Below are 13,731 nucleotides of genomic sequence, written 5' to 3'. Positions count from 1 at the left end.
ATTGCGCATCTGAGAATCCATAACCACGAACGGCAATGAGAAGCGAGAGCGTCCCTACCTCTTCTTCCACCCACCTCGTCTTCCCGGCTGTCCCCCCGTCGACTTCGGTGCCGGCCCGAACTCCGGACCCGACTGCCTTGAATCCGTCGGCTGGATGATCCGGCTCGTACTTCCGAACGGCTTTGACGGCAGGGTCTGGTTCTCGCGGTACGGCAGCGATTCCGGGCCGTGCATCTCGTCGAGATGCGGCTTATGGACCTTCGAGCCGCCTCCGCCGCCGCTGGCTTTCAGCGCGGAGCCCACGGTCTTCTTCTTCATGGCGCTGACGGGCAGGTTGGCGGCGTCGCCGTACTTCTTGCTGCCGGCATAGGCGCCGGCCTTGCCCTGCACGGTGCGCTGTTTGGCGGTGGGATCATCGACCACGGCGAGCTCGGTGGCGCGCAGGCGCTTGACCTCGTCGCGCAGGCGCGCGGCTTCCTCGAAGTTCAGATCGGCTGCGGCCTCGCGCATCCGCGTTTCCAGATCGCCGAGCACGGCTTCGAAGTTGTGGCCGATCGAGATGACGTCGTCGGTCATGTCGTGGCCGCCGACCTCGATCAGCACGTGGTCGCGCTCGTAGACGGAGTTGAGGATGTCGCCGATCTGCTTCTTCACGCTCTCCGGCGTGATGCCGTTGGCGGTGTTGTACTCGACCTGCTTTTCGCGGCGGCGGTTGGTCTCGGCGATGGCGCGCTCCATCGATCCCGTCATCTGGTCGGCGTAGAGGATCACCTTGCCGTCGACGTTGCGCGCGGCGCGGCCGATGGTCTGGATCAGCGAGGTCTCGCTGCGCAAAAAGCCTTCCTTGTCGGCGTCGAGGATCGCGACCAGCGCGCATTCGGGAATGTCGAGGCCTTCGCGCAAGAGGTTGATGCCGACCAGCGCGTCGAAGGCACCGAGGCGGAGGTCGCGGATGATCTCGATGCGCTCGATGGTGTCGATATCCGAGTGCATGTAGCGGACGCGAATGCCCTGCTCGTGCAGATATTCGGTGAGGTCCTCCGCCATGCGTTTCGTCAGCACCGTGATCAACGAGCGGTAGCCGGCCTGCGCGGTGGCGCGGACCTCGCCGACGAGATCGTCGACCTGGGTGCGGGCGGGGCGAATATCAACGGGAGGATCGATCAGGCCAGTGGGACGAATGACCTGCTCGACGAACACGCCGCCGCTCTCGTTCAGCTCCCAGCCGCTCGGCGTCGCCGACACCGCAACCGTCTGCGGCCGCATCATGTCCCATTCCTCGAAGCGCAAGGGTCGGTTGTCCATGCAGGAGGGCAGGCGGAAGCCGTATTCGGCCAGCGTCGCCTTGCGGCGGAAGTCGCCGCGGAACATGGCGCCGATCTGCGGGATGGTGACGTGGCTTTCGTCGGCGAAGATCAGGGCGTTGTCGGGGACGTATTCGAACAGCGTCGGCGGCGGCTCGCCGGGGCGGCGTCCCGTGAGATAGCGCGAATAGTTCTCGATGCCGGCGCAACTGCCCGTCGCCTCCATCATCTCGAGATCGAAGGTGGTGCGCTGCTCCAGCCGCTGCGCTTCCAAGAGGCGCCCCTGGTCGTGCAACTGGTCGAGCCGCTGCTTCAATTCGAACTTGATCGACTTGATCGCCTGCACCAGCGTCGGGCGCGGCGTCACATAGTGGGAGTTGGCGTACATCTTGATGAACTCGAGCTCGTCCTGCTTGTGGCCGGTGAGCGGATCGAACTCCTCGATGTTCTCGATGGTGTCGCCGAACAAATTCACGCGCCAGGCACGGTCTTCATAGTGCGCCGGGAAAATGTCGATGACGTCGCCGCGCACGCGAAACGTGCCGCGGGTGAAATCGGCCTGGGTGCGCTTGTACTGGAGCGCGACGAGGTCGGCGATGAGCTGGCGCTGGTCGATGCGCTCGCCCTTCTTCAGTGCGAAGGTCATCGCGGTGTAGGTCTCGACCGAGCCGATACCGTAGATGCACGACACCGAGGCGACGATGATGACGTCGTCGCGTTCGAGCAGCGCGCGCGTCGCCGAGTGGCGCATGCGGTCGATCTGCTCGTTGATCGAGGAGTCCTTCTCGATATAGGTGTCGGTGCGCGGGACGTAGGCTTCCGGCTGGTAGTAGTCGTAATAGGAGACGAAATACTCGACGGCGTTGTCGGGGAAGAAATTCTTGAACTCGCCATAGAGCTGGGCGGCGAGCGTCTTGTTCGGCGCCAGGATCAGCGCGGGGCGCTGCGTCTTCTCGATGACCTGCGCCATCGTGTAGGTCTTGCCCGAGCCGGTGACGCCGAGCAGCACTTGGGTGCGGTCGTTGCGCTGGACGCCTTCGACCAGCTCGGCGATCGCGGTCGGCTGGTCGCCCTTGGGCTGATATTCCGATTTGATCTCGAAGCGCACGCCGCCTTCGGACTTTTCCGGCCGAGGCGGCCGGTGCGGCGTCCACACCTTGGTGGAGCCGTCGTTCTTGCGGAACTCCGGCCGGCCCTCGCGGATCAGCGCCTCCAGCGCATCCGCGGTCGCCTTGACGCCGAGCGCCTCCATCTTGCTGCGCGGCGGACGTGCCAGCGCCTCGGCATCGTCCTCCTCGGTGGGCAGGCCGAGCTGCCGCGCCAGTTCCGGATCGAGCGTCGGGATCGTGGCCGCGGTTCCGTAATTGGCCTGCGGCGCTTCTTCCAGTCCGCCAATTTCGCTTGATTGCCGGGCGCCCGCCGGCTGCGGGTTGAGCCGCAGCGGCATCGGCCGCGCACTGTCCTGCGGAAACTCCTTCGGCGTCGAGGCCCGCGCGCGATGCGCCGCGGCTTCGCCGCCGGAGCGGCGGTCGCGCGAATTGTCCGGCGGCGGCTGCAGCCCGGTGCCCGAGCCAAGTCCGGCGTCGCCGCGATTGATCGCGGGATTGAGCAGCTCGGCCAGCGCCGGCCCGATCGGCTGCACATCGGGGCGATGTGCCTTCGAGTTAGGGGCCTTGGTCTTGGGGGATTTGCCGGATTTTTCGGAGGATGCAGGTTTCTTCGCCATGAGCCGAATATGGGACGAGTCCGTCTCCCGATAAAGGGCGAATGACCGTCCTCATGCAGCCTGCTGACAGCAGGTTGGCAGCAGGGTCGGCCTCACGCCGCCGGCCCGTCGTCGTCACCCGCCTGATATGGCTTGAGAACATCGAGATGGATGCCGCCGCAATCGGTGCAGCGCATGGTCCAATACTCGCACCCCGCGCGGCCGCCGATCACGCGGAGCACCGAAAGATCGCCGTGGCATTCCGGGCAGTTGGACAGCACATTGCGGGCGTAGATTCTCGGCCGCGGCGTGTCTTCGATTTCGATGACTGACATGACCCGGTTCCCCCCTTTGACGCTGCGCTGCCCGTGGTTCGCTTGCCGTCCGGCTCGCTTATTCGTCGTCGCTGTCGGCCCGGCGGCGGAAGCGGTCGATGTGGTGCTTGGCGTCGGCGATCGCGGCGTTCTGATCGGGCCAGGCGAAGCCGACTTCCATCGCCGGAAACAGCACGCCGTCGATGGCGACGGGGCTGAGATCGGCGCGGCGGATGCGGGCGTGCCAGAGGCCTTTGCCAGCCTCGAAGGATTCAATGTCAAAGCCGTCGTAAAGGGTCGTCATTCTTGTCGGTCCCACGTTTCTTTTCGGAGGGTCAGGGGACCACGTTTGCGGATTCCGGAATGTGAAGTCGTTCACAAGCGGCAGGCTTTTTTGCCTCCGGCGTCAGTTCCGCACGGCGACACGGCCCGTCCGCTTGACGGGGCGGGCGGCGGGTTCCGAGGCCGCGCGCATGATCCAGCGGCGGAACGCGGCAAAGTCGCGGTGCTCGGTTTGAAAGCTGCGATAGAGCAGGTACCAGCGCATGCCCTTGGGCACCGAGAGGTCGAACGGGGCGACCAGCCGGCCGGCGGCAAGATCGTCGTCGATATAGGGGCGGATGCCCATGGCGATGCCGAGCCCGTCGGCGGCGGCCTGCAGTGCCTGACCGTAGAACTGGAACTCCGGCCCGCGCGGATTGATGCGGGTAAGGTTCGCGGCTTTCAGCCAGATCGGCCAGTCCTCCGGCGAATGTTCGACGCGGATCAGGCTCGGTCCCTTCAGGTCGGCCGGCCGCTTCAGGCCGCTCGCAAGACGGGGCACGCAGACGGGCGTGAGATCGCCGGCGAACAGGGGCTCGGCGACCAGGCCAGGCCAGTCGCCGGTGCCGAGCTTGATGCCGCAGCTCCAATCCTCGCCGAACGGTACCGACGCGCCGCCGGTGGTAAAGCGCACCTCGATGTCGGGCTCTTCGCTGCGAAACTCCGACAGGCGCGGGATCAGCCAGCGCATCGCAAAGGTGTGGCCGACGCCGATCGTGAGCACGCGGACGCTTGCCGGCGCCGTCACCTGCGCGGTGAGGCTGGCCAGCGCATCGAAGATCGGCGTCAGGCCGCCCTGATAGGCGCGGCCGGGCTGCGTCAGCACCAGGCGATTGGCCTTGCGCTCGAACAGCGCGACGCCGAGCCGCTCTTCCAGGAGATGCACCATGCGGCTGACGGCGGCCGCAGACACGCTCAGCTCGAGCCCGGCCGCAGCAAAGCTGCCGGTCCGCGCCGCCGCCTCGAATGCCTTGATGCCGTTGAGAAACAGCAGACGCCGCAAAGGCCCAACCCTCAGGAAAGCTGATGCCAGGCCAAGATAACTCAGTTTGCGCGGAAGGAGCAAGCGAGGCAGATTTTGCAGCGTAGTTTCGGAGTGATTTGTCGAGAGCGCCGCGGCTTCTTCGCCTCTCCCCGCGCGCGGGGAGAGGCCGGAATCCAAGCAACGCTTGGATTCCGGATGAAGGAGGCTCTCCACGAGTCACACTCTCGCCGTCCCCGCGGAGGCTCCCCCTCACCCCACCCTCTCCCCGCAAGCGGGGCGGGGGAGTGAAGCAGTCTGCGTCCCTTACGATGAGCCACCACCGGAGATTCCCCACGTGACGCCCATCATGATCGCTGCCCTCGGATTGCTGATGGTCGCCACCGCATTCCTGTCGGGGCTGTTCGGCATGGCGGGCGGGCTGATCCTGATCGGCGTGCTGCTGGCGCTGATGCCGCTGCCGACCGCGATGGTGTTGCATGCGATCACGCAAATGGCCTCGAACGGCTGGCGCGCCTTCCTGTGGCGCGCGCATATCCGCTGGCGGCCGGTCGCGAACTACATGGTCGGCGCTGCTGTCGCGCTGGCGGCCTGGTCGCTCACCCGCTACGTGCCTGATAAGCCGTTGGCGCTGCTGCTGCTCGGCGTTACACCGTTCATGGCGCGGCTGTTGCCCGCCAACATCAAGCCGGATCCGGACCGCCTCTGGCAGGGCACCGTCTATGGCACGATCTGCATGGGCTTGATGCTGATGACCGGCGTGTCGGGGCCGCTGCTCGACACGTTCTTCCTCGGCGGCGATTTCGGCCGGCGCGAGAAGGTCGCGACCAAGGCGATGTGCCAGCTCGTCAGCCATTTCACCAAGCTGGTCTATTTCGGCGGCATCATCGACCAGGCGGCGAGCCTCGATCCCGTGCTCGCCGGCGTCGCCATCCTTGCCTCGATGCTCGGCACCACGCTGGCGCGGCGCATCCTCGAAGCCATGACCGACCAGCAATTCGTGGCCTGGTCGAACAAGCTGATCACCACGATTGCCTGCTACTACATCGCCTATGGCGGCTGGCTCATGGTTCGCACGCCAGTGCTGGCCGCCTTCGACAAGGGAGGTTTGCAATGAACGAGACTGCCGATCCCCTGGTGCTGGACTTCGTCGAATGGGTCGCGCGCGAGCCGCGCGCCTATGCCGAAGTGATCGCGACCTGGAAGACCTCGTGCCCGCGCCTCACCATCTGGGAAGATGCCGCCGAGCGCGGCTACGTCGCGCGCGAGACGCTGCCCGGTCTCGGGCTGGTGATCGCGGTCACCGAGGGCGGCGAGAAATTGCTGCGAAACAACGGGCGCTAACTCTCGCCACATCGTCATTGCGAGCGTCAGCGAAGCAATCCAGAATGTCGCCGCGCGGCAGGCTGGATTGCTTCGTCGCAAAGGGCTCCTCGCAATGACGGAGCCAGTGGAGGCGCCTTTGTCACTCAAACTCTACGAACTCGTCGGCACCGACGCCTCGCGTCCCTTCAGCCCGTATTGCTGGCGCACGCGGATGGCGCTGGCGCACAAGGGCCTCGCGGCGGAATCGCTGCCGTGGCGCTTCACCGAGAAGAGCGCGCTTGCGCCGCACGGGTCGGAGAAGGTTCCGGTGCTGCTGCACGATGACAGACCGGTCGTCGACTCCTGGACGATCGCGACCTATCTCGAGGACAATTTCCCGGACCGTCCGTCGCTGTTCGGCGGCGAGGGCGGCCGCGCCATGGCGCGCATGATCAACGCCTTCGGCGACATCGCCGTGGTCGGCGGCATCTTTCCGCTGATCGTTGCCGACATCCCGAAAAATCTCGCCGAGATCGATGCCGCCTATTTCCGCAAGTCGCGCGAGGCGCGCTTCGGCGGCAAGAGCTTGGAAGAGGTCATGGCAAGTCGCGACACCGGCGTGGTCGCCTTCCGCAAGTCGCTCGAGGTGATGCGCCAGACATTGAAGAAGCAGCCCTTCATCGGCGGCGAGACGCCGAACTACGCCGACTACATCGTGTTCGGCGGCTTCCAGTGGGCGCGCGTGGTGAGCCCGTTCAAGCTGCTCGAGACGGATGATCCCATTTATGCCTGGCGCGAAAAGCTGCTCGATGCGTTCGACGGCATGGCGCGGAAATCGCCGGGGCATGAGGTGTAAGGCACACTCTCTCCGATGTCGTCCCCGCGAACGCGGGGATCCATACCGCGTGATCTATCGAGCGCGGATGGTCGAAGTACCGCACGACGAGTCTTCACCAAACTTTTCCCTGGGGGTATGGATCCCCGCGTTCGCGGGGACGACATTGAGGGTGTGGCGGCTCTCCCGCGCCTAACGGGTAGCGCTCGCCGCTTCCGCCGCCTTGCGCAAGCACTCCCGGCACAGGCAGTCTTCGCCCTCGACCGGCATCGGCAGCTTCGCGGTTTCCTCCGCGCACCAGCAGGTGCCCGAGAGGTCGCAGCCGAACTCGGTGCCGCAGCGCGCGCAGGCGAGGCGGCGCGGTTCCGGCGATGCGGATTCTTTCGGATTTGTCATGATTTACGTCGAAGCTTCGCCGTGATTTTCATGTCGGGTTCATCGGTCGCTGCGGTATATTAGGCGTCGCGCGCGGACTCCGAAAGCGGCTCCCGACACGCGAAGGACAAATCGATGGCCCGCGATTCGCAAGCCGCGCTCGTCGCGCTCAACCGTTTTGGCTTCGGCGCCCGCGGCGGCGCCTCGGGCGATCTCATCAACGCAGCCTCCGATCCTCGCGGTTTCGTGAAGGCAGAGCTGGTCCGTGCGAGCGGGGTGCTGCTGGAGGCGCCCGGTCTGCAATCGACCCAGCAACTCGGGCAGGCCGTCTTCGCCTATCAGGATCAGGTCAGGCAGGCGCGCGAAGCGGCGAAGGCCGCCGCGCCCGCCGAGACGCAGCCGCCTGCGCCGAGTGAACCGAAGCCCGGGCTCCGCCGCAATCTCTCGCTGAATGCGGCAGCAACGGAAGTCGCCGGCCAGATGACGGAGGCCAAGCCGGCGGACAATGCGGCAAAGCCGGACGCGATGCAGCCCAATGCGGCTGCACCGCCGGCGGCAAAGCCGGCACCGCAGCCGCTCAACGTGATTCAGAAGACCTTCCGCAGCGAAGCGCTGGCGCGCCTGCAGCGCGCGACGCTGGCCACCTGCGGCTTCACCGAGCGTCTCGTCGCGTTCTGGTCCAACCATTTCTGCATTTCCGCGACGAAGGGCGAGCTGGCGCGGATCTGGGCCGGCGCGTTCGAGCGCGAGGCGATCAGGCCGCATGTGCTCGGGCGCTTCGCCGACATGCTGAAAGCGGTCGAGCAGCATCCGGCGATGCTGTTCTTCCTCGACAACCAGCAATCGCTCGGCCCGGATTCGCGCGCAGGCCAGAACCGCAAGCGCGGCCTGAACGAAAATCTCGCGCGCGAGATCATGGAGCTGCACACGCTCGGCGTCGGTGGCGGCTACACGCAGGAGGACGTCACCTCGCTCGCGCGGATCATTACCGGCTGGACCTTCGCCGGACGACAGGGGCAGCTCGGCACACCCGGCTCCTTCGTGTTCAACACGAACGCGCACCAGCCCGGCGCGCAGATGTTGCTCGGCAAGAGCTACGAGGCGACGGGCCTCGCGCAAGGCGAAGCCGCGCTCGCTGACATCGCGCGCCATCCGTCGACCGCGAATTTCATCGCCACCAAGTTCGTCCGCCATTTCGTCGCCGACGATCCGCCGCCGGGATTGGTGGCGCGGCTGCGCGAAATCTTCGTCAAGTCCGACGGCGACCTCAAGGCGCTTGCTGCGGCGCTGGTCGATTCCGACGAGGCGTGGAAGGCGCCGCTGACCAAGATGCGCTCGCCCTATGATTTCCTGGTCGCGAGCGGCCGGCTGCTCGCGCGCGTGCCGGAGGATCCAGGCGCCTATCTGAACAATCTCAACCTGCTGGGACAGCCGCTGTGGTCGCCGGCCGGCCCCAATGGTTTCCCCGATACCAGCGCCGCATGGGCCGCGCCCGAGGGCATGAAGCTCAGGCTCGATATCGCCGCGCAGATGGGCGCACGGCTCGGGCCCAACATCGATCCGCTGGATCTGCTGGAATTCGCAGCGGCGGATGCGGCCTCCATCGAGACGCGGCGGACCATCGAGCGCGCGGAGTCGCGCCAGCAGGCGCTGGCGCTGCTGCTGATGTCGCCGGAAATGCAGAGGAGGTGACGATGGACTGCACCGAGAACCGGCTCCTCACCTCGCGCCGCAGTCTCCTGCTTGGCGGCACCTCGTTCGCGGCCTGGGCTTATTTGCCGAAATTCGCGCGCGCGGCCGATGGGCGCGATCCCAGGCTGATCGTGGTGATCCTGCGCGGCGCGCTCGACGGTCTTGCGACCGTCGCGCCGATCGGCGACCCCGATTATGCCGGCCTGCACGGCTCGATCGCGCTCACTTCTGACGGCGCGCATCCCGCGATCATGCTGGATTCCTTCTTCGCGCTGCATCCGGCGATGCCGGAATTTACGCGCATGTATCGCGACCAGCATGCCGCGGTGATCCATGCCGTGGCGACGCCTTATCGCGACCGCTCGCATTTCGACGGCCAGGACGTGCTCGAGAGCGGTTATGCGGGGCCGGGCCGCGTGCAGTCCGGCTGGCTCAATCGCGCGCTGGAAGCGCTGCCGCGCGGCGAGCGTGTATCGAGCGCTCTTGCGGTCGGGCCTACCACGCCGCTGGTGCTGCGCGGCAACGCGCCGACCGTCGGCTGGGCGCCGGTGGCGCTGCCGCAGGCCGATGACGACACCGCCATGCGCCTCGTCGATCTCTACCGTCATCGCGATCCCGTGCTGGCGATGGCCTTGTCGCAAGGCCTTCAGCTCGACAAGGCCGCGAGCGGAGACGACATGAAACCGAAACCCGGCAATGCGGTGGCGCAGATGCGCCAGGTCGCGCGCGGCGCGGCCAAGCTGATGGCCGCGGACGATGGCCCGCGCATCGCCGCGCTCGCCTTCGATGGCTGGGACACCCATGCCAATGAAGGCGGCCCCGTGGGGCGTCTCGCCTTCCTGCTCGGCGGGCTCGATGGCGCGCTCGCCGAATTCCAAAGCGGTTTGGGGGAGCGCTGGCGCGACACCGTCGTCGTCGTCGCCACGGAGTTCGGCCGCACCGCGCGCATCAATGGCACCGATGGCACCGATCACGGCACCGGCACGATCGCGCTGCTCGCCGGCGGCGCCGTGAAAGGCGGACGCGTGATCTCCGACTGGCCGGGCCTCAAGCTCGCGAACTTATATGAAGCTCGCGATCTCAAGCCGACCACCGATCTGCGCTCCGTGATCAAGGGCGTGCTGCAGGGCCAGTTCGGCCTGTCCGATCGCGTGCTGGCCGAGACCGTGTTCCCGGATAGTGCGGGAGTACGGCCGATGAAGGGATTGGTCGCCTAACCCCACGCGCGTCATTCCGGGCCTGCGCCTTGCGGCGCATCCCGGAATGACGAGATAATGGTGCAGCATCAGGAGAACCATCCCCATGTACATCGCCATGAACCGCTTCCGTGTCGCCAAGGGCTCCGAGGCCGCTTTCGAGCAGGTCTGGCTCGGCCGCGATACGCATCTGGACAAGGTGCCGGGCTTCGTCGAATTCCATCTGCTGCGCGGACCCGAGCTCGAGGACCACACGCTCTATGCCTCGCACACCGTGTGGGCGAACCATGCCGCGTTCGAGGCCTGGACCAAGTCCGAAGCGTTTCGCGCTGCGCACCACAAGGCAGGCGACAACAAACCGCTCTATCTCGGCCATCCCCAGTTCGAGGGCTTCGAGGTGATGCAGACCGTGGGACGCGGCGCGAAGTAGCGCGCCGCGCCGGCCTTTGTTTGTCTGAGCATGATCTTTCCGGAAAACCGCTGCACACTTTTCCGGATCATGCTCTAGCCCAGCGTGATCCTGTCGATCTCCGCCATCTCCTCCGCGCTGAGCTGCCAGGCGATCGCCTTGACGTTCTGCTCGATCTGCTCGACGCGGGTGGCGCCGGCAATCACGCTTGATACTTGCGGGCGGGCGGCGAGCCAGGAGAAGGCGAGCTCGAGCATGCTGTGGCCGCGGGCCTTGGCGAAGGCCTGGAGCTTCTCGACGATATCCTCGTTGCGCGGCGTGACGTAGCGGTCGCGCAGCCGCTCCACCTTGCCGAAGCGGGTATCATCAGGCGCGGCTTCGCCCTTCCGGTACTTGCCGGTCAGGAGGCCGCTTGCGAGCGGGAAAAACGGCAACAGGCCAAGCTTGTATTCCGTTGCTGCCGGCAGCAGGTCCTTTTCGATGTCGCGCACGACGAGCGAGTATTCGTCCTGGCACGACACGAAGCGGCTGACATTCATCGCGCGCGCGACGTACTCGGCTTCCGCGACGCGCCAGGCCGGAAAGTTCGAATTGCCGATGTAGCGAACCTTGCCCTGGCGGATGAGATCGTCGAGCGCGCGCAGGCTCTCCTCGATCGGCGTCAGCGGGTCATAGTCGTGCTGCTGATAGAGATCGATGTAATCGGTCTTCAGCCGCTTCAGGCTCGCTTCCACGGCGTCCATGATGTAGCGGCGCGAGGCGCCCTGCTTGGTTCCGTCCTCCGCCATCGGCTTGGAATATTTCGTCGCCAGCACGATGTCCTTGCGGCGGTCGCCCAGCACAGCACCGAGCACGGTCTCCGAGCCGCCCATGTTCGAATAGATGTCGGCGGTGTCGAACAGCGTGATGCCGAGGTCGAGCGCGCGATGGATCACCTTGCGCGAGGTCTCCAGATCCGCGCGCTGGCCGAAATTGTTGCAGCCGAGCCCGACCGCGGACACGCGAAGGCCGGAGGCGCCGAGATTGCGAATTTCCATGGGAGATCCTGTCAGAGAGAGCAGCCACGCATTGTGACCATCGTGCGCCACAGCAGCAAGGCGCGCGCCGCGCTGCTGCCATGCTGACAAGGCGGACAAAAAAATGCGGCCCCTGTCAGACGCGGCGACTGACGGGGACCGCTTGGGGCGCTTGATCGGTGACGGGGGGCCAGATCAGACGCAGGCGCAGCGTAGTCCCGCTATGTTACGCGGGGGTGACAGCGGGAGTTATCCACAGGGTGCGGATGGGGATCAGAACAGCTTGCGATAGACGATGAAACCGGAACGCTCCGCGACCTTGTCGTACAGGCGGTGTGCCGTGAGATTGGTCTCGTGCGTCTGCCAATAGACGCGCGGCGATCCCGCCAGTTTCGCCCGCTCATACACGCCGTGGATCAGCGCCGAGGCGACGCCCTTGCCGCGCGCGGCTTCCAGCGTGAACAGGTCCTGCAGATAGCAGGACGGCTCGATCGCGGTGGTGCTGCGATGAAACAGGTAGTTCGTCATGCCGAGCAGCCTGCCGTCGCTCTCGGCGACCAATCCATGCACCGGCTCATAGGCATCGAAGAAACGCCGCCACGTCATCGCAGTGATCTCGCCCGCCAGCGCGGTCGGGCCGGAGCGGCCGTAGAAGGCGTTATAGCCGTCCCACAGCGGCAGCCATTGATCGTAGTCCTGCCTGGTGACGGCGCGAATGGTGAGCGACATGGGGAATTCCTGCGATCGATGGGACGTCCTTCATACGTGATGACGGGCGTGCCGATCAATCGCCAGTCGCATCACTCCGCGGCGCGCAGATGCCGGATCAGCCTGCGGCCCGTGGGATCACGCAGCGAGCGGTAGTAGTCGGCGCGCGAGGGCGCATCGGTGTGGCGCACGAGATCGGTCACCGGCGTGTAACTCAGCATACGTCCGCCATCGGGCAGGGCGTTGCAGACGAAGCGCAGCACCTCGCCGTTGCGCAAGGCGATGTTGATCGGCGTGGCATCGCCGATCCGCACCATCTCCATGCGCTGGGCGATGAAGGTGCCGAGCTCGTCCTCGGGCAATTCGAACGCGCCGGTGTCGCGGCTGTGATACATCAGCGCGATGAAGGGCGGCTTGCCGTCGGCGATCTCGTCCGGCACCGCAAAATAGTCGCGGAAGGCGCCGTTGATGAACTCGGCCCGCGTCTCGGCATCGAGCAGCACGATGCCGATATCGACCTGATCGAGCGCGGCCGACAGCCGCGCGGCCGTGGCGTGGCTCTGCCGTTCGGCCGCGACCGTACCGAGCAGCCGCTCGCGCATCAGTCCGGTGATGCCGGCGGTGGCGGCAGCCGTGATCGCCATGAGGCCGAGCGGGATCAGATCGGCACTGGTGGCGCCGGAAACGCCGTGGCGGCCGAGGAGGAGCAGCGTCGCCCCGATCACCGCGACGGCCGCGCTGGCGATGGCGGAGGCGAGACCCGACAATGCGCCGGCGAGCGCCACGATACCCACGAGCAGCGGCGCGGGCGAGGGGATGAAGCGATCGAAGTGTATCGTCAGCAGCAGGGCTGCTGCCGTCAGCGCCGGACCGGAGATCGCACGCCATCCGAACCGCATGGACCCGTCTCGCTCCTCCCGAACCGAGGTAACGTCGCAACACTGGCTGATCGTTGCGCCTCCGCGATACCTTTTCCTGCGGTGTGTTTAAGGTCCGCTTGCGTGCAAGCTTCAGGTTTTCGGATGATTTTAGACCAAGTGGGCGTGCTTGAGGGGCGCCGGCGCATTCAGCGTCGAAATCCCCGGGCCCTTGCGCGTGACGACAATCAACAGCGACGCCGCGACCAAAATGGCCGCAGTCAGTGTGATTGCAACGACTACCACAGGTGATTTCATCGACGTCCCGTCGCGATGCCTGAAGGCGCGGGGCACACGGCGCCTTGAATGCTGGACCAGGATGAAACGGGAATCAGACCGGCAGGCCCATCGCCATGGTCGCCTTGGTCGACAGCACCGTCAGGGTGACGATCAGGCACAGCGAGAGCGCGGCGACGGCGAGCGAGGCCGCGACCGCGTTGGTCAGCCGGGAAGACGCTACGGTAGCGGGATGGCCCTGAAAGCCTGCCGTGCCGGACGCCCGTATCATGGTCTAAATCCTTCAACGCGCGAGCGAATCACCCGCGACTTTCCACAATTTCCCAGTTTCAACCGGCAATATTGCGGCGGCTATCGCGCGGAAAATGGCGGGATTGCGGCGAACGTCACCTTTGTACCCGCTATTCGCCGGAGG

General features: G+C 66.0%; 15 protein-coding genes. 6 read left to right on the top strand and 9 right to left on the bottom strand.

What is annotated here, in order from left to right:
- Positions 1-54 precede the first annotated feature (54 nt).
- From uvrB to A3AS_RS0114555, 4 genes are all read right to left on the bottom strand, one after another.
- On the bottom strand, positions 55-3,030 hold the full coding sequence (uvrB, locus tag A3AS_RS43460; RefSeq protein ID WP_018318314.1) for an excinuclease ABC subunit UvrB: 2,976 nt from the start codon (positions 3,028-3,030) through the stop codon (positions 55-57).
- 92 nt (positions 3,031-3,122) lie between these two features.
- A complete protein-coding gene (locus A3AS_RS0114565) occupies positions 3,123-3,344 on the bottom strand; it encodes a hypothetical protein (protein ID WP_018318313.1) in 222 nt (73 codons plus the stop codon).
- 58 nt (positions 3,345-3,402) lie between these two features.
- Complete coding sequence (locus tag A3AS_RS0114560; protein ID WP_018318312.1) at positions 3,403-3,627, bottom strand: hypothetical protein; 225 nt, start codon at positions 3,625-3,627, stop codon at positions 3,403-3,405.
- 102 nt (positions 3,628-3,729) lie between these two features.
- The gene (locus A3AS_RS0114555; RefSeq protein WP_026201999.1) at positions 3,730-4,647 is read right to left on the bottom strand and encodes a LysR substrate-binding domain-containing protein; all 918 of its coding nucleotides are present in this window, start codon (positions 4,645-4,647) and stop codon (positions 3,730-3,732) included.
- A gap of 316 nt (positions 4,648-4,963) precedes the next feature.
- Between A3AS_RS0114555 and A3AS_RS0114550 the strand changes: the two genes are divergently transcribed.
- The 3 genes from A3AS_RS0114550 to A3AS_RS0114540 all read left to right on the top strand — a co-directional run bounded on the left by A3AS_RS0114550 (position 4,964) and on the right by A3AS_RS0114540 (position 6,787).
- A complete protein-coding gene (locus tag A3AS_RS0114550; RefSeq protein ID WP_018318310.1) occupies positions 4,964-5,743 on the top strand; it encodes a sulfite exporter TauE/SafE family protein in 780 nt (259 codons plus the stop codon).
- On the top strand, positions 5,740-5,970 hold the full coding sequence (locus A3AS_RS0114545; RefSeq protein WP_018318309.1) for a hypothetical protein: 231 nt from the start codon (positions 5,740-5,742) through the stop codon (positions 5,968-5,970). The genes A3AS_RS0114550 and A3AS_RS0114545 overlap by 4 nt, the downstream gene beginning before the upstream one ends.
- A 118-nt stretch (positions 5,971-6,088) precedes the next feature.
- Positions 6,089-6,787, top strand: coding sequence for a glutathione S-transferase family protein (locus A3AS_RS0114540; RefSeq protein ID WP_026201998.1), 699 nt, complete (start codon positions 6,089-6,091; stop codon positions 6,785-6,787).
- A 171-nt stretch (positions 6,788-6,958) separates the two neighbouring features.
- Here the strand turns inward: A3AS_RS0114540 and A3AS_RS0114535 are convergent, their stop codons facing one another.
- Positions 6,959-7,162, bottom strand: coding sequence for a cysteine-rich CWC family protein (locus A3AS_RS0114535; RefSeq protein ID WP_018318307.1), 204 nt, complete (start codon positions 7,160-7,162; stop codon positions 6,959-6,961).
- A gap of 114 nt (positions 7,163-7,276) precedes the next feature.
- On the opposite strand from A3AS_RS0114535, the gene A3AS_RS0114530 reads away from it, so the two are divergent.
- The 3 genes from A3AS_RS0114530 to A3AS_RS0114520 all read left to right on the top strand — a co-directional run bounded on the left by A3AS_RS0114530 (position 7,277) and on the right by A3AS_RS0114520 (position 10,459).
- A complete protein-coding gene (locus A3AS_RS0114530) occupies positions 7,277-8,833 on the top strand; it encodes a DUF1800 family protein (RefSeq protein ID WP_018318306.1) in 1,557 nt (518 codons plus the stop codon).
- 2 nt (positions 8,834-8,835) lie between these two features.
- Complete coding sequence (locus A3AS_RS0114525) at positions 8,836-10,050, top strand: DUF1501 domain-containing protein (RefSeq protein ID WP_018318305.1); 1,215 nt, start codon at positions 8,836-8,838, stop codon at positions 10,048-10,050.
- Between the two features lie 85 nt (positions 10,051-10,135).
- Positions 10,136-10,459: an antibiotic biosynthesis monooxygenase gene (locus tag A3AS_RS0114520; RefSeq protein WP_018318304.1), complete on the top strand. Its 324-nt coding sequence runs from the start codon at positions 10,136-10,138 to the stop codon at positions 10,457-10,459.
- 74 nt (positions 10,460-10,533) lie between these two features.
- On the opposite strand, the gene A3AS_RS0114515 is transcribed toward A3AS_RS0114520, so the two are convergent.
- From A3AS_RS0114515 to A3AS_RS48310, 4 genes are all read right to left on the bottom strand, one after another.
- Positions 10,534-11,475, bottom strand: a complete 942-nt coding sequence (locus tag A3AS_RS0114515; protein ID WP_018318303.1) for an aldo/keto reductase — start codon at positions 11,473-11,475, stop codon at positions 10,534-10,536.
- Positions 11,476-11,727: 252 nt separating this feature from the next.
- Positions 11,728-12,183 carry a GNAT family N-acetyltransferase gene (locus A3AS_RS0114510; RefSeq protein WP_018318302.1) on the bottom strand — a complete coding sequence of 152 codons (456 nt, stop codon included), beginning with the start codon at positions 12,181-12,183 and terminating at the stop codon, positions 11,728-11,730.
- A 71-nt stretch (positions 12,184-12,254) separates the two neighbouring features.
- Positions 12,255-13,061 (bottom strand): PAS-domain containing protein, encoded by an 807-nt coding sequence (locus tag A3AS_RS0114505; protein ID WP_018318301.1) that lies wholly within the window; start codon positions 13,059-13,061, stop codon positions 12,255-12,257.
- A 349-nt stretch (positions 13,062-13,410) separates the two neighbouring features.
- On the bottom strand, positions 13,411-13,587 hold the full coding sequence (locus A3AS_RS48310; RefSeq protein ID WP_018318299.1) for a hypothetical protein: 177 nt from the start codon (positions 13,585-13,587) through the stop codon (positions 13,411-13,413).
- Positions 13,588-13,731: the final 144 nt, after the last annotated feature.

Source organism: Bradyrhizobium sp. WSM2793 (assembly GCF_000379585.1).
Classification (GTDB): domain Bacteria; phylum Pseudomonadota; class Alphaproteobacteria; order Rhizobiales; family Xanthobacteraceae; genus Bradyrhizobium.
Note: the sequence above shows the minus strand (reverse complement) of the source record. Positions and strands in the feature narration are given on the sequence as shown.